This is a genomic window from Gluconobacter sp. OJB, from assembly GCF_039638275.1.
Lineage (GTDB): Bacteria > Pseudomonadota > Alphaproteobacteria > Acetobacterales > Acetobacteraceae > Gluconobacter > Gluconobacter cerevisiae.
This window is the reverse complement of record NZ_JBDIWH010000001.1, coordinates 2,567,562-2,589,836: the sequence shown is the minus strand read 5'-3', so window position 1 is coordinate 2,589,836 and position 22,275 is coordinate 2,567,562. Positions and strand designations below refer to the sequence as shown.

Annotated in this window: 23 protein-coding genes and 1 tRNA gene; 9 read left to right on the top strand and 15 right to left on the bottom strand. The window is 59.3% G+C overall.

Annotated elements, in window-relative coordinates:
* Positions 1–7: 7 nt before the first annotated feature.
* Positions 8–1,057: a YihY/virulence factor BrkB family protein gene (locus ABDK74_RS12035; RefSeq protein WP_408874482.1), complete on the bottom strand. Its 1,050-nt coding sequence runs from the start codon at positions 1,055–1,057 to the stop codon at positions 8–10.
* 383 nt (positions 1,058–1,440) lie between these two features.
* Here ABDK74_RS12035 and ABDK74_RS12030 point away from each other — a divergent pair, with 383 nt between their 5' ends.
* Complete coding sequence (locus tag ABDK74_RS12030) at positions 1,441–2,580, top strand: type III PLP-dependent enzyme (RefSeq protein WP_346003983.1); 1,140 nt, start codon at positions 1,441–1,443, stop codon at positions 2,578–2,580.
* Positions 2,581–2,619: 39 nt separating this feature from the next.
* On the opposite strand, the gene ABDK74_RS12025 is transcribed toward ABDK74_RS12030, so the two are convergent.
* From ABDK74_RS12025 to ABDK74_RS11995, 7 genes are all read right to left on the bottom strand, one after another.
* On the bottom strand, positions 2,620–2,835 hold the full coding sequence (locus ABDK74_RS12025) for a hypothetical protein (RefSeq protein ID WP_194262264.1): 216 nt from the start codon (positions 2,833–2,835) through the stop codon (positions 2,620–2,622).
* On the bottom strand, positions 2,835–3,425 hold the full coding sequence (locus ABDK74_RS12020) for a hypothetical protein (RefSeq protein ID WP_346003982.1): 591 nt from the start codon (positions 3,423–3,425) through the stop codon (positions 2,835–2,837). Before ABDK74_RS12020 ends, ABDK74_RS12025 begins: the two co-directional genes overlap by 1 nt.
* A gap of 115 nt (positions 3,426–3,540) precedes the next feature.
* Entirely contained in the window at positions 3,541–4,035 is a 495-nt protein-coding gene (locus ABDK74_RS12015) for a molybdenum cofactor biosynthesis protein MoaE (RefSeq protein WP_346003981.1), read from the bottom strand.
* On the bottom strand, positions 4,032–4,871 hold the full coding sequence (locus tag ABDK74_RS12010) for an NTP transferase domain-containing protein (RefSeq protein WP_346003980.1): 840 nt from the start codon (positions 4,869–4,871) through the stop codon (positions 4,032–4,034). The genes ABDK74_RS12015 and ABDK74_RS12010 overlap by 4 nt, the downstream gene beginning before the upstream one ends.
* On the bottom strand, positions 4,868–5,350 hold the full coding sequence (moaC, locus tag ABDK74_RS12005; protein ID WP_253569284.1) for a cyclic pyranopterin monophosphate synthase MoaC: 483 nt from the start codon (positions 5,348–5,350) through the stop codon (positions 4,868–4,870). The genes ABDK74_RS12010 and moaC overlap by 4 nt, the downstream gene beginning before the upstream one ends.
* A 31-nt stretch (positions 5,351–5,381) precedes the next feature.
* Positions 5,382–6,407 carry a GTP 3',8-cyclase MoaA gene (gene moaA / locus ABDK74_RS12000; RefSeq protein WP_346003979.1) on the bottom strand — a complete coding sequence of 342 codons (1,026 nt, stop codon included), beginning with the start codon at positions 6,405–6,407 and terminating at the stop codon, positions 5,382–5,384.
* Positions 6,397–7,593, bottom strand: a complete 1,197-nt coding sequence (locus tag ABDK74_RS11995) for a molybdopterin molybdotransferase MoeA (protein ID WP_346003978.1) — start codon at positions 7,591–7,593, stop codon at positions 6,397–6,399. Before ABDK74_RS11995 ends, moaA begins: the two co-directional genes overlap by 11 nt.
* Positions 7,594–7,762: 169 nt before the next feature.
* Here ABDK74_RS11995 and ABDK74_RS11990 point away from each other — a divergent pair, with 169 nt between their 5' ends.
* Positions 7,763–8,734, top strand: a complete 972-nt coding sequence (locus ABDK74_RS11990; protein WP_346003977.1) for an XdhC family protein — start codon at positions 7,763–7,765, stop codon at positions 8,732–8,734.
* A complete protein-coding gene (locus ABDK74_RS11985; RefSeq protein WP_346003976.1) occupies positions 8,731–9,327 on the top strand; it encodes a nucleotidyltransferase family protein in 597 nt (198 codons plus the stop codon). Before ABDK74_RS11990 ends, ABDK74_RS11985 begins: the two co-directional genes overlap by 4 nt.
* A gap of 37 nt (positions 9,328–9,364) precedes the next feature.
* Here the strand turns inward: ABDK74_RS11985 and ABDK74_RS11980 are convergent, their stop codons facing one another.
* Positions 9,365–10,444 carry a branched-chain amino acid aminotransferase gene (locus tag ABDK74_RS11980; RefSeq protein WP_346003975.1) on the bottom strand — a complete coding sequence of 360 codons (1,080 nt, stop codon included), beginning with the start codon at positions 10,442–10,444 and terminating at the stop codon, positions 9,365–9,367.
* Positions 10,445–10,721: 277 nt separating this feature from the next.
* Between ABDK74_RS11980 and ABDK74_RS11975 the strand changes: the two genes are divergently transcribed.
* Positions 10,722–11,264, top strand: a complete 543-nt coding sequence (locus tag ABDK74_RS11975; RefSeq protein WP_346003974.1) for a DUF2975 domain-containing protein — start codon at positions 10,722–10,724, stop codon at positions 11,262–11,264.
* A gap of 88 nt (positions 11,265–11,352) precedes the next feature.
* Here ABDK74_RS11975 and rpsI read toward each other — a convergent pair whose 3' ends face one another.
* Entirely contained in the window at positions 11,353–11,844 is a 492-nt protein-coding gene (rpsI, locus tag ABDK74_RS11970; RefSeq protein ID WP_062028979.1) for a 30S ribosomal protein S9, read from the bottom strand.
* Positions 11,845–11,854: 10 nt separating this feature from the next.
* Positions 11,855–12,328, bottom strand: a complete 474-nt coding sequence (gene rplM, locus ABDK74_RS11965; protein WP_062028977.1) for a 50S ribosomal protein L13 — start codon at positions 12,326–12,328, stop codon at positions 11,855–11,857.
* Between the two features lie 327 nt (positions 12,329–12,655).
* Between rplM and ABDK74_RS11960 the strand changes: the two genes are divergently transcribed.
* Together ABDK74_RS11960 and ABDK74_RS11955 are read left to right on the top strand one after the other, a co-directional pair.
* Positions 12,656–14,062, top strand: coding sequence for a hypothetical protein (locus ABDK74_RS11960; RefSeq protein ID WP_346003973.1), 1,407 nt, complete (start codon positions 12,656–12,658; stop codon positions 14,060–14,062).
* Positions 14,059–14,982, top strand: a complete 924-nt coding sequence (locus ABDK74_RS11955; protein ID WP_346003972.1) for an NAD-dependent epimerase/dehydratase family protein — start codon at positions 14,059–14,061, stop codon at positions 14,980–14,982. The genes ABDK74_RS11960 and ABDK74_RS11955 overlap by 4 nt, the downstream gene beginning before the upstream one ends.
* 30 nt (positions 14,983–15,012) lie before the next feature.
* Here the strand turns inward: ABDK74_RS11955 and ABDK74_RS11950 are convergent, their stop codons facing one another.
* Positions 15,013–16,434, bottom strand: coding sequence for a mannose-1-phosphate guanylyltransferase/mannose-6-phosphate isomerase (locus tag ABDK74_RS11950; protein ID WP_346003971.1), 1,422 nt, complete (start codon positions 16,432–16,434; stop codon positions 15,013–15,015).
* A gap of 253 nt (positions 16,435–16,687) precedes the next feature.
* Here ABDK74_RS11950 and ABDK74_RS11945 point away from each other — a divergent pair, with 253 nt between their 5' ends.
* The gene (locus tag ABDK74_RS11945; protein WP_346003970.1) at positions 16,688–17,623 is read left to right on the top strand and encodes a DMT family transporter; all 936 of its coding nucleotides are present in this window, start codon (positions 16,688–16,690) and stop codon (positions 17,621–17,623) included.
* A gap of 29 nt (positions 17,624–17,652) precedes the next feature.
* Here ABDK74_RS11945 and ABDK74_RS11940 read toward each other — a convergent pair.
* Positions 17,653–17,728, bottom strand: a tRNA-His gene (locus ABDK74_RS11940).
* Between the two features lie 222 nt (positions 17,729–17,950).
* On the opposite strand from ABDK74_RS11940, the gene ABDK74_RS11935 reads away from it, so the two are divergent.
* Together ABDK74_RS11935 and ABDK74_RS11930 are read left to right on the top strand one after the other, a co-directional pair.
* Positions 17,951–19,405 carry a SulP family inorganic anion transporter gene (locus ABDK74_RS11935; protein WP_346003969.1) on the top strand — a complete coding sequence of 485 codons (1,455 nt, stop codon included), beginning with the start codon at positions 17,951–17,953 and terminating at the stop codon, positions 19,403–19,405.
* A 118-nt stretch (positions 19,406–19,523) separates the two neighbouring features.
* Complete coding sequence (locus tag ABDK74_RS11930) at positions 19,524–20,687, top strand: OpgC domain-containing protein (RefSeq protein WP_346003968.1); 1,164 nt, start codon at positions 19,524–19,526, stop codon at positions 20,685–20,687.
* 5 nt (positions 20,688–20,692) lie between these two features.
* Here the strand turns inward: ABDK74_RS11930 and hflX are convergent, their stop codons facing one another.
* Positions 20,693–22,006: a GTPase HflX gene (hflX, locus tag ABDK74_RS11925; protein ID WP_194255351.1), complete on the bottom strand. Its 1,314-nt coding sequence runs from the start codon at positions 22,004–22,006 to the stop codon at positions 20,693–20,695.
* Positions 22,003–22,254 (bottom strand): RNA chaperone Hfq, encoded by a 252-nt coding sequence (gene hfq, locus ABDK74_RS11920; RefSeq protein ID WP_194255350.1) that lies wholly within the window; start codon positions 22,252–22,254, stop codon positions 22,003–22,005. The genes hflX and hfq overlap by 4 nt, the downstream gene beginning before the upstream one ends.
* Positions 22,255–22,275 lie beyond the last annotated feature (21 nt).

The window sequence follows — 22,275 nt, the reverse complement described above, 5'->3', positions numbered from 1 at the left end:
CTGATCTTCAGGCCAGACTTGTTTCTTCCGGCGGTACGGCCTGACTCTTTCCAGCCCGCGCCTCAAGGCTGGCGTTCAGCTCCGCCCCAAACAGCACCACATAGGCGCTCACGAAAAGCCACATCATGATGGCTGCGACGGCACCAAGGGGTCCATATGTCGCGCCGTAGCTGGCGAAATGCGCGACATACCATGAAAAACCCAAAGACGTTGCAACCCACAGGATCGTCGCAAGGATCGAGCCCGGAAAGATCCAGCGCCACTCCGTATGCACCCGACACGGCGCAAAACGGTACAGCAGCGTCACAGCGATAAAGACGAACAGCAGCATCAGAACCGGCGCCAGTGTGTGCACAATCATCGGCGCGCCATAAGACAGCAGGAAATTCACTGGAAATGGCGGGTCGCTCAGAAAGCTGACATGGCGCGGCAGGTAATCGACGAGTGCAGGAGCTGCCACCATGAGTGCCAGAGTAAGCGCAGCACCCACGATAGCCGTCAGCGTCGTGGAGAGCGCCACAGCCTGAAACTTCAGAAAACTCCGTGTTTCCTGCGCATTATAAGCCATGTTCAGTGCGGACAGGATCGACTTTGTGCTCGCCGAAGCAGACCAAAGGGCCACCGCAAGCGAGAAAATCAGACCGATTGTCAGAGACGAGTGAGGTTGGGAAATCAACTCGTGGATCCGGTCGCCAATCAGAGCGTAAGCCGAGGGTGGCAGGAGATGTCGAAGCACTTCAAGCTGAGGTTCGACCGACTGGAGGTCGAAGGCCAGACCGTAAAGGGAAATCAGACTGGAAATGGCCGGAAAAAGCGACAAGGTAGCGTAAAACGCGCAGCCCGCTGCAGAAAGCGATGTCTGGCTGGAGCCGACCTCCGCGAAGAGGTGCTTGGCGATAACCCGCCAAGCCGCATGATGCAGCCTGTTCTGCGATGATACGGTGTTTGAATCAGTGGCATCTGTGTGAGTAGCCGCCTGCCCCGACTCCGAAGATACGGCTTGTTCCGGTATGATCCGGGAGCCGGAGATGGTCGCAGATTCGGGTGTCAAACTCACGCAGGGTGTCCTCGGCAGTGTCCTGTTGGGGCAACGGTCGACCTCATGACAGTCCAGATCGGACGATATGAGCCATGTACCTACGCGAAAGATACCTTCAGCGTTCCGAATTCGCCCAGATTCAGCACACCAATATTGGCAAAAGCATCACAATGCAAAATTAGCAGTTGCACGACAGGGCGTTTGGTCCCATATGCCCGCCTCACGCAGCAACGCACGTGCCACTGGCCCACTCGAGGTTACGCAACGACGTCAAGCGTTCTGGCCTTCAGGAATCCACCCGTTACGGATTCCCGCTATTCGCCGGTCCGTTCGACCGTTTCGCAACACACTCGCAGGGCGATATTGTTCCCTGACGAGTCCGGTTCTGGGAATTGAGTGTCATGACTCCCAAAATCTCCCGCTTCCTTGCCGAGCAAAAGCCGGCAACCCCTTGCCTCGTCGTCGATCTCGACGTCGTGGGCGCGCATTACCGTGCCCTGCACGATGCGCTCGGGGAAGCGAAAATCTATTACGCCATCAAGGCCAACCCGGCCCCGGCCATTCTCGAACGCCTCGTCGGGCTGGGTTCTTCCTTCGACGCCGCCTCCATTGCGGAAATCCGCATGTGCCTCGATGCCGGCGCAACACCGGATCGGATCTCTTACGGCAATACGCTGAAGAAGCCGGAATGGATCCGCGAAGCCTACGATCTGGGCATCAGCCTGTTCGTGTTCGACAGCATCGAAGAGCTGGAAAAGCTCGGCAAACATGCACCTGGTGCACGCGTTTTCTGCCGTCTGGCCGTGGAAAACGAAGGTGCCGACTGGCCCCTGTCCCGCAAGTTCGGCACCACGCTGAACAATGCGCGCACGCTCATGCTGCGCGCACGCGAACTCGGCCTGAAGCCTTATGGCCTGTCCTTCCATGTTGGCAGCCAGCAAACCGGCGTTGCGGCTTATGATCACGCCATCGCCAAGGCGGCTGGCCTGTATCATGATCTGCGCGCGCAGGGCGTGGACCTTCAGATGCTCAATCTGGGTGGTGGCTTCCCGACGCACTACCGCGAGAACGTGCCGTCCGTTCAGGATTTCGCAGACACGATCCACGCGTCCCTCAAGACGCATTTCCCTGATGGTGCGCCAGAAATCCTGCTGGAGCCGGGCCGCTATATGGTCGGGCAGTCGGGTGTCGTGTCGAGCGAAGTCATTCTCGTCAGCCGCCGCGGGGGTGCCGTCACCGATCCGCGCTGGGTCTATCTCGATATCGGGCGTTTTGGTGGACTGGCGGAGACGGAAGGCGAGGCCATCCGCTACACGTTCCGCACCTCCCGCGATTTAGAAGACAGCACCCGTTCGCCATGTGTCGTGGCCGGTCCGAGTTGCGATGGTGTGGATATCATGTACGAGAAGAACCGCATCCCGATGCCGGATTCGCTCGAATGTGGCGATCGCGTCGAGATTCTTGCTACCGGCGCGTATGTCTCGACGTACTGCTCCGTCGGTTTCAACGGCTTTCCGCCGCTGACCGAATACTACATCTGAAAATGGCGTCTCCGGCCCATCCGTGGGCTGGAGAGGGTTTTAGCCTCTGAATGTCTCTTCCAGACCGGACTGGTACCCCAGTGCGGACAGGAGGTCGTCGGCGGAAATTTCAAGATTGACGCAGGCCAGCCAGCAGAAACCAACCACGCCTGCGAGCAGCAGCAACAGACAGACCGTCATATGTTCCAGCTCCTCAAAGCCCGGAATGCGTGACGCAACGCCATTCCGGGCAGTGCGCCTGCCCAGCGACATCATCAGTGCATCACCCGGTTCGCTTCGGGCGCTCTCTCACGCTGGAGAGGGCCGCTATCCTGCGGCCACAGGACGCGCATCCGCGACGGGCTGACGGAGCGCCAGCGGCTGATCGACGACAATGCTCCGCCGCCTGAAATCGTCGTCTCGTCTTTAAGCAATGTCTTGGGGAGCCAATGCCCTGCTCCGGCGAGGCAATCCGCCAGGAGCGTCAGGGCCGTGGCAAGACAGCCCTGTACGAAGCGATCCGGAAAGACTTCCGCAAGCAGCACGAAAACGTCACGCTGGCCTTCATTCTGGGCCGCGACGATCCCGCGGAGAAAACGCTCCTCCAGCACCGTCAAAGACTGCATACCCGGCGCATTCACCGCGAGCCCCGGCTGTCCCGCAACGGCTAAAAGATGAACGGCGTCCGAAAAAGCCCCTTCCGCAGCATCAAGAGCCGGGCGGAAGCAGACCGGGAACAGGCCGTCGGTCGTTTTTGTCTCAGGGCAGTTTGGCAAACGGTAATGGCTGATGAGGCAGCGGATACTCCACAGCGCCAGCCGTTCACAGCAACAGAGATCGGACAGGGAAAGCGACAGCCGTGTCATGGGGGAAACTCCGAATCGGCAGGACCGGAGTTATTCTAATTGAGAATGATTTGCAATTACAACTCAAAAAAACATGCGGCGGAACAGAAAGCTTCTGTTCCGCAGTCAGGCTCAGTCAGTGATGGTGATGGCCACACTGTCCATGATCGTGGTCATGCGCATCCGCTTCGGAGGCACGGGGCGCCGTCTGGCAATGGTGGCACGCCACCCATTCGGCATCCCCATCCAGATAATGTTCCTTCTTCCAGACAGGAACACGGTGCTTGACCTCGTCGATGATGTAACGGCAGGCCCGGAATGCCGCATCGCGATGCGGTGCCGAAACACCGATCCAGACGGCGACCTCCCCGACCTTCAGGCTGCCCGTCCGGTGCATGGCCACAGCCTGACTGATCTCGAAGCGTTCCAGCGCCTCCGCCACGATGCGTTCGCCTTCAAGCTGCGCCAGCGCTTCGTAGGATTCATATTCCAGACCGTCCACGGGGCGGCCGTCATTCCTGTTACGGACCCAGCCTTCAAAGGTGCAGAAGCCCCCCGCCTCGGCCAGATGCAGATCCTCACGCAGCAGGTTCAAATCCACGGGCGCAGACGCCATTCGAAAGCGGCTCATCCTCCCGTCACCGGCGGAATGAACACGATGTGGTCTCCGTCCTTAAGGGGCTGCGTCCAGGGCGCGAAATCGCCATTGATCGCCACACGGAGCTTCGAGGCTTCGAAAGGAAAAGCGTATGTCTCACGCAGTTCCTCATAAAGCGGCCCGACGGTGGCAAACGCCGTCTCGAGCGACTGTTCCCGCGTTCCGGCAAGCTCCCGGAGCTGTGCAAAATATTCCAGTTTCAGGCGAATCATCGGCGCTCCTGTCGGGTGTTCCAGACGCCGGGTCGCATCCTCGCGTTCCTCGGGCGTGTTGATATTGTCGAGCGCCCCACGGGCATAGGGCTCCAGCAGCTTGGTCGGACTGTTGATCAGCAGCTTGCGCGGGCAGGTCCGACCATCCAGAACCTGCTGTTCCAGCCGCTCCAGCGCTTCGGGTTCCCAGATGGCACAGAGCGGTTCCGGCAGACCGTCATGTTCGCTGCGATAGGCAACCGCGACGTTTGTAGCCTCCCGCCTTGCGATCAAATTCTCCAGCGTGCCTTGAGCCAGCATTGGCAGATCGCAGGCCAGCACCAGCCAGGCGATATCCGGATAGGCCTGATGCGCGGACAGCAGACCGGCCGCCGGGCCATCAATATCTACGGAATCGACGATCTGCGGAAATGCGGCCCGGACCGGGTTTCCCGTCTGGTCCGGCCGCACCGAGACAAAACACTTCTCCACCACAGGCGACACGACATCGAATGCCGCCTGAAGCTGCGGCTTGCCGTGATAGGCGAGCGCGGCCTTGTCCGTCCCCATCCGCTTGCTGGCCCCACCTGCAAGGATCAGGCCGTAAAGGGGCCTCACGATTCGATCCTCTGGAAGTCGCGCTTGCCGCCTGCCTTGCCCATCAGCCGGACCTCGCGGATGACCATGTCGTGGGACATCGCCTTGCACATGTCGTAGATCGTAAGCGCCGCCACGGATGCGCCAGTCAGGGCTTCCATTTCCACACCTGTCCGCCCCTTGCACGACACGCGACAGTCGATCACCGCCTCGTCACCCTCGATCGTGATGTCTACCCGGCAGCCGCTGAGGGCCAGCGGATGACACAGCGGAATAAGCTGCGATGTCGATTTCACACCCATCACGCCCGCAATCTGCGCCACAGTCAGAACAGCGCCTTTGGCCGTCATGAACCCGGCTTCAGACAGCGTCCGCGCCATATCGGATGGGAAAACCAGACGAGCCTGCGCATGGGCGCTGCGCTCAGTCACATCCTTGCCGCTGATATCGACCATGCGCGGATCTTCGCCGTGCTCGTTGACATGGGTGAGCGTTTTCATCGTGTTCGATCTCCCGATCCGACTACCGTTTCTAGCCGCCGATATAGTTCATCTCGATGCGGCGGCGTGCTGGTGCATCCGCAGACGCAGCCCGCTCCTCACTATACCTGTCCGTCCGCTGGCGCCACACCCCGGCCAACAGCGCACGTAAGGCCGTATCGTCTTCGTCGCTGCGCAGAAGTGTTCGCAGATCCGTCCCTTCCGACGCGAACAGGCAGGTATAAATCTGCCCTTCTGATGAGAGGCGCGCGCGCGAACAATCACCGCAGAATGGCGCCGTGACGGAAGAAATGAATCCGACTTCTCCGCCCCCATCGCAGTAGCGGTATCGTTGTGCCACCTCTCCGCGATAGTGCGCGTCAACCGGTTCGAGCGGCCAGCGGGCGTCAAGACGTTCCAGCAGTTCACGCGACGGAACCACTTCCGCCCGCTCCCAGTGATTGCGGGTCCCGACATCCATGTATTCGATGAACCGCAGCACGACGCCGCTGTGGCGGAAGCGTTCGGCCAGTGCTTCGACGCCTGTATCGTTCAGGCCGCGCTGGATGACGGTGTTCAGTTTCACGCCACCTGAAAAACCTGCCCGCGCAGCGCTGTCGATAGCCTCCAGAACCGGTTCAAGCTGCGCGCGGCCTCCGCTCATCCGCGCAAAAACCGCCGGGTCCAGACTGTCGAGACTGACCGTCACACGATTCAGCCCCGCCGCTTTCAGCTCCCGAACATGCCGCTCCAGCAGAACGCCGTTCGTAGTCAGAGCAACATCTTCCACACCCGGGATGGACACCAGACGCGCCACGAGTTCCGGCAGTTTCGGACGCAGGAGCGGCTCCCCACCCGTCAGGCGCAGTTTGCGCACCCCGAGCGATACGGCCACACGCGCCACGCGCTCGATTTCATCGAAGCTCAGACGCTCTTTCGGCTCCAGAAAGCGGAAATGCTCGTGATAGGTCGCTTCCGGCATGCAGTACGGACAACGGAAATTGCACCGATCCATGACAGAAATCCGCAGATCATGCAGCGGACGGCTGAAGCGGTCAGTCAGGGCGTTACCAGCCATGAAATAACACAGCTGTTCCACGGGGCAACACGCCATCCCCGCGTGACAGTTCCACAAAGCCGTCCGTTGAGGCCAGAAAGCTGAAATCCCCGGATGTTGGCATCGGACACGGCGTTGCGCGCGCCTGCCCTGTCGCATCGTGATGGAGTTTTACGGGAAGAAAGCGCGTCAGTGTCGGGATCCGTTCGGCATCGGCATCCAGCATGACCGTATAGGGTTCGGGACGGCTCAGTCCCTGCCCTGCCAGAAGCATCGGCATGACATAACGCACTCCGCAGGTCGTGGCGGAAACCGGGTTGCCCGGCAGCCCGAAAACACGCTGCCCTTCTGGCCCGACCCCGAACCACAGCGGCTTACCCGGACGCTGCGCCACCTTGTGGAACACCCGCTCGACCCCGATTTTCGACAGTGCCTTGGGGACGTGATCGAAGGCCCCCATTGAGACGCCACCGCTCAGGATCAGAACATCATGGCGCGAGAGCTGTTCACGCAGCGCCACGATCGTCTCCGCGAGATCGTCCGGGACGACGGAGCGTTCAATGCAGTTGAACCCGCGTGACAGGAGCGCGCCGGTCAGGGCGAATTCATTGGACCGGCGGATTTCCCAGTCGCACACAGGGGCGCCCACATCCACGAGTTCGTCGCCCGTCGCCACGATCCCGATGGAGGGAATCCGCGATACGCTCACCTGCGCATGCCCATTCCCCGCCAGAACCGCCAGCGCCGGACCATCCAGCCGACGCCCCGGCGTCAGAAGTTCCGTGCCAGCGGCACAATCGGAACCCCGGCGATGGATGAACTGGCCCTTGCACGGCTCATAGCCCTCTTCAAATCGGATCAGCCGTCCTTCGCGGACAAGACGTTCGACCGGAACGACGGTATCAGCACCTTCCGGCAGGACCGCGCCCGTCATCACTTCCAGACAGACAGAACCATCCGGCAAGACCTGCCCCGGCGCACCGGCGCGCTGAATTCCGTGCGACACCAGGGTCTGGGCGCTGCCGTAACGGTAGGCAATGCCGTCCATCATCACGCGATCATAGGGCGGCTGGGCGCGCTCGGCATGGATCGTCTGCTGAAGGATGCGATCGGCCGCCATCGGCAGATCCACCGTCTCGGTCCCGAAGCTGCCGGCATAATCCAGCACCAGTTCCATGGCCCGTATAACGCTCAGGAGATCACTCATTTCCGCTCCGGTCGCTGGTGCGTCTGTTGCGATGGCTGAAATGCCGACGCCGCGTTCCATGCCGATATAGACCTCATGGCCCGTGGATCAACAGTCTGTGGGTGAAAGGGTATGTCATAATCGTCTTTGGCGTTACCCTGCCGCCCTCAAAGCGCATCAGGGACCCTCCATGACGGACGCGGCACAGCTCTCTCCCCTTCCCCAGTGGCCAGACTATGGCCTGACGGACGATCTGCTTCCCACACTGGAACGCTGGGCCACTGGTGGGAAGAGTGCGGCTTTGGCGACGCTGGTGCGGATCACGGGTTCTTCGCCCCGCCCGCTGGGAAGCGAAATGGCGATCTGCGAGGAGGGGGAGGTTCAGGGCTATGTTTCGGGTGGCTGCGTAGAAGCCGCCGTGCGCGTCGAGGCACTGGAATGCCTGAGGGATGGACAGCCGAGGACGCTGGACTATGGCGCGGGCAGCCCGGTTCTGGACATCCAGCTTACCTGCGGCGGGCGGATCGGTATTTTCGTGCGCCCGATCCCTGATCTCGCAGTCCATGTCGCCACCCTCAGAACCGCGCGGGACAGCCGTCGCCCCATCACCCTTGTCACGGACCTCGACAGCGGGAACATGACGTTCTGCAACGAGACGCGGCCTACCAGACAGGAAGCGGGCCATTTCTTCCGCACATATCTGCCGCCCTTAAAGCTGGTTCTGGCTGGCGGAGATCCGGTCACGCTCGCGATCCTGAGCCTGTCCACCATCATGGGACTCGAAACCATTCTGATCCGCCCTTACGGACCGCCCGAGTCTCCTCCGGGACTGCACCCGACCCGTTATCTGCGCGGAAATCTGGAGACTGCCCTTCGTACGCTGCCACTGGACCGATGGACGGCAGTTTACAGCCTCACCCATGACGCCCATTCCGATCTGATGCTGACGGCGCATGCGCTGAAATCAAACGCTTTCTGCGTCAGCATTCTCGGCAGCCGGCGCAAAATTCCCGGACGTCTGGAAGCTCTCAGGGCAGCTGGTGTCCCTGCCGAAGCTTTTGACCGGCTGCACCTGCCCGCCGGGCTGGAGATCGGCGCACAGGCTCCCATGGAGATCGGACTCTCCATCCTGGCCCAGATAATCGCGAAACAGCCTCAATGAGACCCCATTCCGCTCTTCTTCTGGCCGCAGGGGGAAGCACACGGCTCGGACAGCCCAAGCAGCTTCTGACTGTCAATGGCGTGCCACTAGTGCGCCACACCGCAGAACTCCTACTGACAACGGGGGCGGAGCGCCTTATCGTCGTGACAGGTGGTGCGGCCGCAGAGATAAGTCAGGCTCTCGTAGGGCTCGACATCATTCTGGCGCAGAATAATGAGTGGGAAACCGGCATGGCGTCTTCGCTCCAATGCGGATACCGGGCCTTGGGGACAGATCCGGGCCTACTGCTGATTACCGGCACGGATCAGCCACGTCTGAAATGCGAACATCTCAGCACCCTCCTAAAACTGGGTGACAACCATGCGGATGTCGTCACCGCTTATGGAGAGGAAGGCCGGGGCATCCCGGTGCTACTCAGCCCTATAACGCAACCACGTCTTGCCGATCTGCGAGGCGATACCGGGCTGCGTCAGCTCTGGAAAAACGGCGCAACCAAACCGGCCTTCCTGCACGCTCCCGAACTCGGCTTCGACATCGACACGCCCGAGGAGCTTGACGCAGCGATCCGCGCCGGATGGATCGATCCGGCTTAAAAAAAGCCGGGCTCGTTATGAACCCGGCTGGCAGACTTCAGGAAATGCGGTGAATCCAGCCATGGACGTCATTCGTCCGGCCGCCCTGCACATCCGTCAGGGTTTTCTTGAGCGTCTGGGAGACCGGGCCGGGCGTCGTTCCGTCCCCGAACACAGCCTCGCCCGACGGACGGACGAACTTGCCGATCGGCGAAAGAACCGCCGCCGTGCCGCAGGCAAACGCTTCCGTATATTTGCCCGAAGCCGCACCTTCAAAAAGCTCGTCGATCTCGACAGGCTCTTCAATCACCTCAATCCCCTGATCGGCAGCAAGCTGGATCAGGCTGTTGCGGGTGATACCGCGCAGAATGGTCCCGCCCAGAGGCGGCGTGACGATCTTGCCGTCCTTGCGAACGAACATCACGTTCATGCCGCCCATTTCCTCAACAAAGCGGCGCTCGCGTGCATCAAGGAAGAGGACCTGATCGCAGCCCTTCTCCTTGGCTTCAGCCTGGGCGATCAGGCTGCCGGCATAGTTGCCGCCGCACTTGGCTTCACCCGTGCCACCGATCGCAGCCCGCGTATAGTTTTCGGACACCCATACCGATACGCAACCGGAGCTGAAATAGGCTCCGACGGGACAGGCGATGACGATGAACAGATACTCGTTCGCCGGCTTCACGCCGAGGAAGACCTCGTTGGAAATCATGAACGGACGCAGATAGAGGCTCTGCCCCTCTCCAGACGGCACCCAATCCTGATCCACGCGCACCAGTTCATCAACGGCCTGCACAAACAGGTCTTCCGGCAGTTCCGCCATTCCCATACGACGTGCGGATTCGGCAAAGCGCGCCGCGTTGGCCTCCGGGCGGAACGTGGCGACATGACCATCCTTCTCCCGATAGGCCTTCATGCCCTCGAAGATTTCCTGCCCGTAATGCAGGACCGTCGAGGCCGGATCGATGCTCAGAGGACGGCGCGGCGTGATTTTCGCATCGTGCCAGCCCTTGTCCGCGGAATAGCGAATGATGGCCATATGATCTGTGAAGACGCGCCCAAAGGCCGGATTAGCCAGCAGCTCCATCCGCTTCACAGGATCGGTCGGGGTTTCGGTCTTTTCAATGATGAAGGACGTCATGAGATCACAGCTTCCGGTAAGATCATGGTCTGGAAAAATAGCGAGCGCAATGTGACACAGGATACGTCATCTGGCGATATCGGAATAATATTGCTTTATAATAGAATTTTATATAATTTTATTATAATTAATATTTATTAATTGTTATTTTATGATGAGTATACCAGGCCGTATCTTTCTTTCCCAGAAACAAGCTCTCACGATATAAATATTTATTGCTTTTCGATATTATCGTTTTACAATAAATCTTAATCCTGCTGTTGTATGAGGAAGCATCATGATCCGGTCAAAATCCGCTACACTACCAAGTCGACCCTTGGTGGAAAGCGCCGCCCTGTTCCAAATCCCGGCGGGACTTTCAGCTCTCGTTGCGGCAGGACATATCTGCGCCGCCCTGCAAAACGATTTGCCGCTTCTGCTGACGCGCTGGGTGGGCTGGAAATTCATGATGGCCCCCTGGCGGGATGTATCCACAATAGCCCATCTCTGTCTCGCCTTTCAGAATCTCTGTCAGGCAATCATCCTGTATCGGATTGCCTCTCTCATTTTAGAATGTCTTCAGGAAAAGATTTTTACGGTCAGCAATGTCCGTTCGCTCCGCGTCATCGGCTTCGCGGGCCTCGCTAGTCTTTGTATTCCATTTTTTACAGGTTTCATTGAAGGAATCACGGACCTCCCAACAGCACCACCTTCTCATCAAGCCATATTTTATGATGTCACAAGCGCTTCGGATCTCGGACTTGTCGCACTGCCATTCGTTATGGCTTGGATTTTTCAGAAGGGGCTGGAGCTTCGTAAAGAACTGGATGAGGTTGTTTGAAACCACTTGTAAATTGCCCTCCCAGACAGAACAAAAAAAACCCGGCCATTTCTGGCCGGGTTTTTCGTCGTTCGGGAAGACTGAGAGATCAGCGCTTCGAGAACTGGAAGGAACGACGTGCCTTCGCACGGCCGTACTTCTTACGCTCGACAATACGGCTGTCACGCGTCAGGAAGCCAGCGGCCTTCAGGATGCCACGCAGGCTCGGCTCGTAGTACGTCAGCGCACGGGAAATACCGTGACGGACGGCGCCAGCCTGACCGGACAGACCGCCACCAGCGACCGTGCAATACACGTCGAACTGGTTGTAGCGATCGGAAATCAGGAACGGCTGCGTGAGGAGCATACGCAGGACCGGACGGGCGAAATACGTCGTGACCGGACGGCCATTGACGATGATGTCACCCTTGCCAGGCTTGATCCATACGCGGGCCACGGCGTCCTTACGACGGCCGGTTGCGTAGGAACGGCCCTGGGCGTCACGCTTGACTTCGTGAACAGGGGCAGCGTTGGAGGTAACGGCAGGAGCAACGCTCGCAAGGTCCTGCAGCGTGCCGGTGCGCTCTTGGGTCTCGGACATGATACAGGCCTTACGACTCGTGGGTTACGGTGTTTTTGCGGTTCATCGCAGCAACGTCCAGCTTGACGGGCTTCTGGCCATCATGCGGGTGCTCGGAACCGGCATAGACATAAAGGTGCTTCATCTGGGCGCGCTGCAGAGGACCACGGGTGATCATACGCTCGACAGCCTTCTCGACAACTTCACCCGGGTGCTTGCCCGTGAGACGCTGCGTGATGGTGCGCTCCTTGATCCCACCCGGGTGACCCGTGTGGTAGTGGAACAGCTTCTGCCCGACCTTGTTGCCCGTAAGGACAACCTTCTCGGCGTTGATGACGACAATGTTGTCGCCGCAATCAACGTGCGGGGTGAACTGCGGCTTGTGCTTTCCGCGCAGGCGGGTGGCGATGATGGTGGCGAGACGGCCGAGAACGAGCCCTTCGGCGTCGATCAGCACCCAGTTCTTCGTCACCTCCGCTGGCTTCAGCGAACGTGTGGTCTTCATTAGTGACATTCCAGCTTGGGGTGCATCCACAAAGAACGCACCGTGGATGGCGCCTGTGGTCAAAACGATGTCCGAAAACACCCTCCTTCCCCACGAGGCGGATCAGGTGGGGCCTTATTGCCGTCTGCAGCGCGCGCGTCAAGCCCCGTTCACACATTGAATTATGTGATTCGCAGCAGTTTTCAGCCATTTTTAGCAATATGGTATCCCATTACCGCAACAAAAACGACGTCTGCATTGCTCCATATCGCGACAATGGTATCCTGCCGCCACACAGAACGTTCGCGCCCGACGCCTGTGCGGGACCGGTTAGACAGGAACATCAACGTGAAAAAACCCTGGCTCGCGGCGAGCCTGATTTCAGTAACGGCTGTGATCGGCCTGGCCGGTGTGCATCATGAAGCCCATATGGGACTGGTCCGCGGTCTGTCGAGCTTCCGGGCGGCCCTCCCGCCGGGAACCACATTCACTTACGGAACCGCCACACCGTCCATTCTCGCCCTGGGCGCCACCCTGACGGATATCACCCTGCGTGATGGGTCCATCACGCTCCGTGCTTCCCAGATGCGACTGGGCCACCCCCGGCCGATGCCGGATGGCAGGCTTTCCGTCCGCTCTGTCGAAATTCGTGAACCCTTCCTTCAAACGCCCACCCAGATCATTCATGGCAGCACGCTCAGCCTGCGGCATCTGATCCTGCCACCGTCGAGGGCTGCCGCGGAAGGACATTCCCGCATTGATCTGGCGCATGTCACTCTCGCTCACGGCCAGATTGAACAGCTTTCGATCCAGAATCTCGCACAATCCTCAGCGCCCGGTCCTGTGAATGTTCACAGCCTCTTTACCCGTCGCCTGACACTGGACAATTACGGCCCCGCCCTGCTTACGAGCCTGCGTACCGACGCCGCAACAGTTGCTTATGAACGCACACTGCAGGCCCCCGGCCATGATCCGCAGCTTGTCAGCGGTCAGGCTAGTCTGGAACGCTTCGATCTGAAACAGCTCGATCTCGCGTCACAGGTCGCAGCACTCTGGGATCATCTCCCTCTCCCGTCCCACATGGCGCCGCCCCAGAGCTTTGCAGCTCATAATTTCAGACTGAACATGACCTCCGGTCTGTTCCGCCTGGACGATCTGCAGGGGACGGGCACTCTGGAAAACCAGATTTCGACGGTCACGCAGGACTTGAAAGGCTTTCATTTCCAAAGCGATGAGAAACTACCCTTTCACATCAATGGCACAGGCTCGACCGCTCATTATGTGCAGGTTTCAAACCTCGCAGAGCACACGTCACGGACCAACGCCACCCTCGCAGTTCCGGGTTTCATGACCTTTACTGTCGATGCACGCACAATCCAGACTGATTTTACAGAAAGACACCCGTCGCCACAGCAGTTGCTGCAATCCACGGCCTTGCAGAATGTCACAATCTCTTTGCAAGGCGATCGCCTCCTTGACGCCGGCTTCCTCCTTGCTGCCCGGCAGATTGGAAACGGCACTACCACAGAGCAGATCCGTGAGCGGACCGCACAGATCCTGCGGGCGAGCCTTTCAGCCAATCCGGCTCTGGCCGCAATTCCGGATTATGTGGAGCACCCCGCAGACCGCACCCTGACGGTCACTTATGCTTCCGCAACGCCAATGTCCTTCACGGCACTCAATGCCGCCATGTCTTCACCCGCCGCGATGCTGACGTTCCTCGCTTCCCCCGATCTGAAGGCTTTTGCGCAATGACGCCCGAAGACATCACACATCTCGCACCATTGGCCAGCGGCCCAGTCTGCATCGTCGGCGCCAGTGGACGCTCAGGGGCCGCTCTATGCCGTACACTTCTGGCACAAGGCCAGAAGATCGTCGCCGTCGTCCGCAGTCAGGGCAATCTTGCACCTGACATCGCACAGGCCTGTCAGGCCGTCCGCATTGCCGATCTGACAGAGCCCGCCATGCTGGCGCTGGCTTTTGAAGATGCTGCGATTGTCGTCAACACGGCCCATGCGCGCCATCTGCCAGCTATTCTCGCAGCCACGACGGCTCCAATTGTGGCCTTGGGCAGCACACGCAAGTTCACAAACTGGCCGGATGATCACGGACGAGGCGTTCTGGCGGGTGAAGCTGCGCTCGAAGCAGATGGCCGCCCTTCGATTCTGCTGCATCCAACCATGATCTATGGCGCTCAAGGCGAAGACAACGTGCAGCGGCTGGCCAAACTTCTGGAACGTCTGCCGGTGATTCCCCTGCCCGGCGGAGGGCGCGCCCTCGTGCAGCCCATCGATCAGCGCGACGTGACACGCTGCGTGGTCGCGGCCATCCGCCTCATTCAGAGCGGAAACGTCTCAGGCCCCGAGAGCATCGTCATCGCAGGACCGACCGCCGTAGCGTACCGGACCTTTGTTCGCATGGTTCTGTATTTTGCGGAGCTTGGTGGCCGCCCCATCATTTCCCTGCCGGGATGGATGCTTATGGCGCTGTCTCATGTCACGCGCCATATCCGCAAACTACCGCAGATCGCACCGGAAGAAATCCGTCGACTTCTGGAAGACAAGAATTTCGATATTGGCCCGATGGAACATCGTCTGGGTGTGACGCCCATCCCACTTGCGAACGGGCTTCATCACCTCTTCGGGCGCCGCTCCCCCGAAAAGCACAAACCCTGATCCTAGCTGGATCAGGGTTTGCAGCCCGCCTTAGTTGCGGGCGTAAACGTCTTCAATACGCACGATATCGTCTTCGCCCAGATAGGGGCCGGACTGGACTTCAATGAGCGTCAGGGGAATCCGGCCCGGATTCTCAAGACGGTGCACACAGCCCAGCGGCAGATAGACGCTCTCGTTCTCACGAACCATGATCTGGTCCGTGTCGCGCGTCACAAGCGCCGTGCCACCTACGACGACCCAATGCTCGGCACGATGGAAGTGCTTCTGCAGCGAGAGCTTCTGGCCCGGCTCCACCACAATGCGCTTCACCTGGAAACGGTCCGCCTGAATCAGGCTCTCATAGAATCCCCACGGACGATACATACGGTTATGCGCCACCGCTTCCTTGCGGCCCGCCTTCTTCAGACGGTTGACCATATGCTTGACGTCCTGGGCACGATCACGATGCGAGACCATGACGGCATCCTGCGTCACAACGACGACCAGATCCTCGACCCCGGTGACCGTGGCAACAATTCCATCCGACCGGACGTAGCAGTTCTTGGCACCATCAAGGAAAACATCCCCGAACGTGACATTGCCCGCATCGTCCTTGGGAGACAGATCCCAAAGCGCGTCCCAACTGCCGATATCCGACCAACCGAACGTACCCGGCACCACTGCTGCACGCTTCGTGCGCTCGGCGACGGCATAATCCACGGAGATATCTGGAGCCTGACGAAAGCTCGCATCATCCAGCCGGTCGAAGTCCAGATCGCTGTGACGTGCCTGAACAGCCTGCCCGACATACTCATAAATGTCCGGCTCAAACGTCTTGATTTCGGATAGGAAAACACCGGCCTGCGTCACAAACATGCCGGAATTCCACAGATATCGGCCATCACGGAAGAAGGCCTCTGCGGTGGCGGCATCAGGCTTCTCGACAAAGCGCGACACTTCGAAAACGCCGTCTAGCCCCGGAAGAGACGCACTGCTTTCAATATAGCCATAGCCGGTTTCAACGCGGGTCGGCTTCATGCCGAATGTCACGATCCGCCCTTGGGCTGCCGCAGAAACTGCATGCTCAAGAGAGGCGTAGAGCGCCGCTTCGTCTGTAATCGCGGCGTCCGCAGCCATGATCCACAAGATGGCGTCCGGATCGGTTTCGGCTACAAGAAACGCCGCAGCTGCGATGGCGGGCGCGGAGTTGCGTCCAACGGGTTCGAGCATGATACGGGCATTTTCGACGCCGACATCCCGCAATTGCTCCGCAACGATGAAGCGATGCTCGGAATTACAGATCACGATCGGTGCCGAGAGCTCGGCACGGACACCGCGCAAAGCAGTTTCCTGAATCAGAGTCCGTTCCGTCAGGAGAGGCCAGAACTGCTTGGGATAGCTGCTGCGCGATACTGGCCAAAGGCGGCTACCTGATCCACCGGAGAGAATGACTGGAACAATCTTCTGAGACATAAGGGGGCTCACGCTTTTTCATCCAGGAGATGGGGGCCATACAGCCTACCCGAATGACGCGCACCATACATGAAGATGGCAACCTCTCCAATTTTACTTATAGATACCTTTTATAAAATCAATATTCACTTAATATTAATGATTTATAAAGCAGGAAGAACGATCTCGGGAATCTGAAAAACTTGACTGTCGACAACAGCAGATTTTCTTATTTTCACACCGAAAACAGCTTTACCTGCGGAGAAACCGGCCCATGAAACAGAACATTTTCTCCTCGGGTATTCTGCTGGCACTTCTCGGATACGCCGCCTTTGCCATCAGCGATGCCTGCTCAAAAGGGCTTGCGGGGCGGCTCGATCCTTTCGAAGTCGCCTTTTCAGGCGGCGTTTTCGGCTTTCTGCTCCTCCCGTTCATCCGCCGCCCTGAAGAACCCTATTCCGACATTTTCGCGACGAACCGGCCAGGCATGTGGGTTCTGCGCGCCGTTTCAACATTCGTCTCAACGGCCGCCAGTGTCATGGCTTTCATGCTGCTCCCGATGCCAGAAGCGCTATCGCTGATGTTCCTGATGCCGTTCTTCGTCACCATCATTTCCGTGACGATCCTGAAGGAAAAGGTTTCGTTCTGGACGTGGCTTTCCGTTGGAATCGGCTTTCTGGGCGTATTGATCGTCCTGCGCCCCGGCGCCCGCGCATTCCATCTCGGGCATGTCTGCGCCATCATCGCCGCTCTCGCCAATGCCAGCAGCGTCGTGGCTTACCGACTGGCTGGGGACAAAAGCGCGCGACTTTCCCTGTTTGGGTCAAGCCTTTTTGGACCGCTGATCGGCGACGGCCTTCTCATGATCACCCATGCCTCCTGGCCACATGGACCGCGAGTCTGGGCCCTTCTGTTCGGATACGGTTTTCTGGCAGCTCTGGGACAACTGTTCATGATGATGGCCACAGCCGTCGCCCCCGCGAACCGGGTCGCGCTGCCGCAATACAGCCAGATGGTCTGGGCGGTGGCATTCAGCTACCTGCTGTTTCATCAGCCATTGGACAACTGGACATTCATGGGAATCATCGTCGTGACGCTGTCGGGCATGCTGAACTGGATCCGGCAGAAACTACGCTTCGAGCGCATGGCGCTGGAAGAACACTGGGAGCACAGACACAACCATCAGGCTGATACTGCCAAGCCCGGATGAATGTTCATTCAGATTTTCAGGAGAAATGCTGGGGCGAATGACGGGGATCGAACCCGCGACAACCGGTACCACAAACCGGCGCTCTACCGACTGAGCTACATCCGCCACACAGCGACGCACTCTCTAGAGGAAGGTTGGGGCATTCGTCCAGTCTTTTGACGCATTTTTTTTTCATGCCTCCGATTTTTTTTTAGACTCTCTCATGTGTGTTCTCCCGGCAATTCCGTCTCTTCAATCCTGGGATCAGCCGGGTTACACTCGTACATCATTGCCGCGCCGGGCCTGAATACGTCGCACCCCTTTCACGCCCTGCCCTCAAGGATTTTCATGACTCCCGCTCTCTATCGTCGCCAGTGGACACAGAACCCACTGCGCGAAGTGCTGGCCGGAATGGTCGGAACCTTTGCCCTCATTCCCGAGGTCATTGCCTTTTCCTATATCGCCGGGGTCTCCCCCGCGGTCTCGCTGTTCGCGTCATTCGTCATTTCCGTTTCGATCGCCATTTTCGGCGGCCGTCCAGGGATGATCTCGGGTGCCGCGGGGTCTGTCGCTCTGGTGGCCGCACCGCTGGTTCATGCCCATGGCGTTCAGGCCATGCTGCTCGCCACACTGGTTGCCGGTGGGCTTCAGGTCCTGTTTGGTCTGCTGCGGCTTCAGGCCGTCATGCGCTTTGTCCCCGCAGAGGTCCGGACAGGCTTCGTCAACGCTCTGGCTATCATGATCTTTGCCGCACAGGTGCCGCAGATGCTGGGAGTGAGTTGGCACACTTATGCGCTGATCGCGCTGGGCCTTGTTATTATCTATCTGCTGCCCCGCCTGTCCGATGCCATTCCTTCCCCGTTGATCTGCATCGTGGTTCTCACCGCCATCACGATGCTTTATCCGATGCCGGTTCATACCGTCTCCGATCTCGGCGACCTCCCGACCGGCCTTCCCAGCCTGACTTTTCCGCATATCCCGCTGAACTGGGCCACATGGTCCGTCGTGCTGCCCTATGCTCTGGCTATGGCCGCTGTGGGTCTGCTGGAATCCATGATGACGGCCTCTGTTGTCGATGACATCACCGATACTCACGGTGACCAGCGCATGGAATGCACGGGCCTCGGGATTTCAAACATTCTCGTCGGCGCGTTCGGTGGCATCGCGGGTTGCGGCATGATCGGCCAGACCGTCGGCAATCTGCGCTATGGCGGACGCGGGCGTTTGTCGACCTTCACCGCAGGCGCATTCCTTCTGGCCCTTATGGTGCTGCTGCATCGCTGGGTTGGGCAGGTTCCGATGGCTGCTCTGGTCGCCATCATGGTCATGGTCTCCGCCAGCACATTTTCATGGAGCAGCCTGCGCGACCTGACCCGACATCCACGCCTGTCCAGCCTGACCATGCTCGTCACCGTGGCCGTGGTCGTAATGACTCACGATCTGGCGGCAGGTGTCGCGGTTGGCGTCATGCTTTCGGGCGTGTTCTTCGCCTGGCACGCCGCGAGCCTGCTTCGCGTCACGGAAAGGCGTTCCGGCGATGTGCTGACGTATAGCGCTGCCGGTCAGGTTTTCTTCGCATCCGCCGACAGTCTCTCCGATGCGATCGACTACCATACTGATGCCGCTATTGTTGTGCTGGACCTGACCGAGGCCCGTCTGTGGGACATTACGTCCGTTCAGGTTCTGGAAAAAATTATCGGCAAGCTTCAGGGGCGCGATCACATCGTCAAAATTACGGGGCTGCATCCTGACCGGCATGGCATTCTGGCAAGCCAGTCGAACGAAGCCCTGCTCGCTCTATAAAAGACGGTTTGAGAAAAAAGGCTCCGGCAGGACACCGGGCCTGAATTCCGTCCAATCTTTAATCTGGCCGTAATCTGGCCCCATACCCCTGCCCACGCTCTGACGGTAAGAAGAGATTATGGAGCCGCCCCAACCCTCCCCAGCAGCTTTAACGCGAAAGATTCCCCGCGACCATCGCGTGGATGCCCTTCGCGGTATCGCACTGCTGATGATGCTGGTGGACCACGTCCCGGATGATCTGCTCAATCGCATCACGATCCGCAATTTCGGATTTGCTGATGCAGCAGAGATCTTCGTCATGCTGGCGGGTTACGCGTCCTATCTGGCTTATGGGCGCCTGATCGACCGGGAGGGCTGGAAAACCGGCATTCACCGTATTCTTGGCCGATGCCTCAGACTGTATCTGTATCAGACTGGCATGACGCTGGTGTTCGTTTGGACGGTTCGGCAGTGGCGGCACTATCAACCGTTGCCCGAATACACGATCGAGCCGCAACTTGCGCATGGCTATAGTTGGCTATGGCGTATTCTGACTTTCGACGCGCTCCCAAGCTATCTGAACATCCTGCCGCTTTATGTGGTGCTTCTGGCGCTGTTTCCGCTGATTTACTGGATTCTCAAGCGCAGCCTGTGGCTTCTGGTCGCGCTCAGCGTCAGTATCTGGGCCATCGCCAATCTGGACCCGCACATCACCATTCCCAACTGGCTAGATCCCAGTGGATGGTATCTCAATCCATTTGGCTGGCAGTTTCTCTATATTCTCGGAATTCTGGGGGCCGTCTGGGCCTCGAAAAACAACGGCGATCTGCCGTACCGCCCGTGGGCCAAGGCCCTGTGTCTGGTTTATCTCGCGGGCGCGTTCGTGGTGTGCTTCCCTTACGAGTACTGGCACCTCCCGTTTCTGCGGATTTTTCCGGCCCCGCCCAATACAGGCAAATCCACACTGGCCATCTGGCGGCTGCTGGACATCATGGCGATCTTCTATCTGGTGCAGTCTTCCGCTGCGCTGCGCCGCATCTCCGCCGACCGCATCGGCCAGAGCCTTGCCCTGCTGGGACGGAATTCGCTGGAAGTCTTTGCCTGCAGCACGGTGCTGGATCTTCTGGGGCGGCTGATGTTCGCCAGCTTTGGCATCAATCTGTGGGAACAGCTTGTGATGAATGTGGTCGGCCTCGGTCTGACCTATGCACTGGCCGTACCGCTGGACCGTGCCCGCCAACGCGCCAGAGCCGCCCGCGCCTCTTCGCGCAGCGCGACTCTGGCGACACGGGCGTCCGAGTAGAAAACTCAGGCGTCCGGCTGCACGATCCGGTCTGGATGCAGCAGTTCGAAACGCTCCAGATCCGCCGAGAACAGACGGACCTGCACATCTATTCCATCGTCCCGATCCGTTCGCCCGACTACTTCGCCATGCTGGTAAAGCCACGCCAGCGCCGCGCCGTCCGTAATCGGAAGGCGGACATCAACGGATTTCATGGATCGCGTCAGATACTGATCCAGAACCTCGAACAGGTCCGGCAGACCCTCGCCTGTGATGGCAGAAATCGCGACAGCATTTTCACGCTTCGGGACTGCCTCAACACCGCCCACCAGATCGGCCTTGTTCAGAACCTCGATCGTGCGATCCGACCAGTGTGAATCGAGCACGCCATCCCGCACCATACCATCCAGCACGTTCAGGACGTCTGCCCGCTGGGCTACGCTATCAGGGTGCGAGATATCGCGCACATGCAGGATCACATCCGCCTGCGCCACTTCCTCAAGCGTTGCCCGGAAGGCTGCGATCAGTTCGGTTGGCAGTTCACTGATGAACCCCACCGTGTCGGACAGGATCACATTGCGCCCGGACGGCAGACGCATGCCGCGCATGGTCGGGTCCAGTGTGGCGAAAAGCTGGTCCTGTGCATGAACAGAGGCCCCGGTCAGGGCATTGAACAGCGTGGACTTGCCCGCGTTGGTGTAGCCGACGAGAGCCACGACCGGAAACGGTACGCGCTTGCGGGATTCGCGGTGCAATCCGCGCGTCCGGCGCACCTGTTCCAGTTCTTTGCGGATCTTGCCGATCCGCTCGGCCAGCATCCGGCGATCAGCTTCCATCTGTGTCTCACCCGGACCGCCAAGGAAGCCGAAGCCGCCGCGCTGACGTTCAAGATGGGTCCAGAGACGGACGAGGCGCGAGCGCTGGTACTCCAAATGGGCCAGTTCGACCTGCAACACACCTTCACGGGTGGCAGCACGCGCGCCGAAAATATCAAGAATCAGTCCCGTCCGGTCCACGACCTTGCAGGCCAGCGCCTTTTCAAGATTGCGCTGCTGACCCGGTGACAGCCGCGCGTCAATCACGACCACATCCACGTCGTCGAGCTTCACCGCCTCGGCAAGCTGCTCGACCTGACCGCTGCCCAGCAGGGTTGCCGGACGGCGGGCTCGCAGCAGGATCGCGGCCTGACGCACCACGACAAGTCCGATCGAAGCCGTCAGACCCACGGCTTCCTCAAGCCGTGCATCAGCTGCACGGATTTCTTCCTGCGGCCCGGACTTCTCCCACGGCAGAATAACAGCCGCCCGTGTTGCAGGCTTTTTGGTCTCGAAACCGCTCAAAGTTCTTCTTCCACAAAATGCATTGCCGTCGCCGGCATGATCGTGCTGACGGCATGTTTGTAAACTAGCTGTACATGGCCATCACGGCGCAGCAGCAGGGTCTGCGCATCCGACTGGGCCACGATCCCCTGAAGCTTCACGCCATTGACCAGAAAGACGGTCACGGAGGCTTCCGTCCGGCGCAGATGATCGAGGAAGACTTCCTGAACGGCACGAGGGCCGACAGGAGAGGAATGTTCTGAAGTCACGCTGTTCTCAGTCGACAGAGG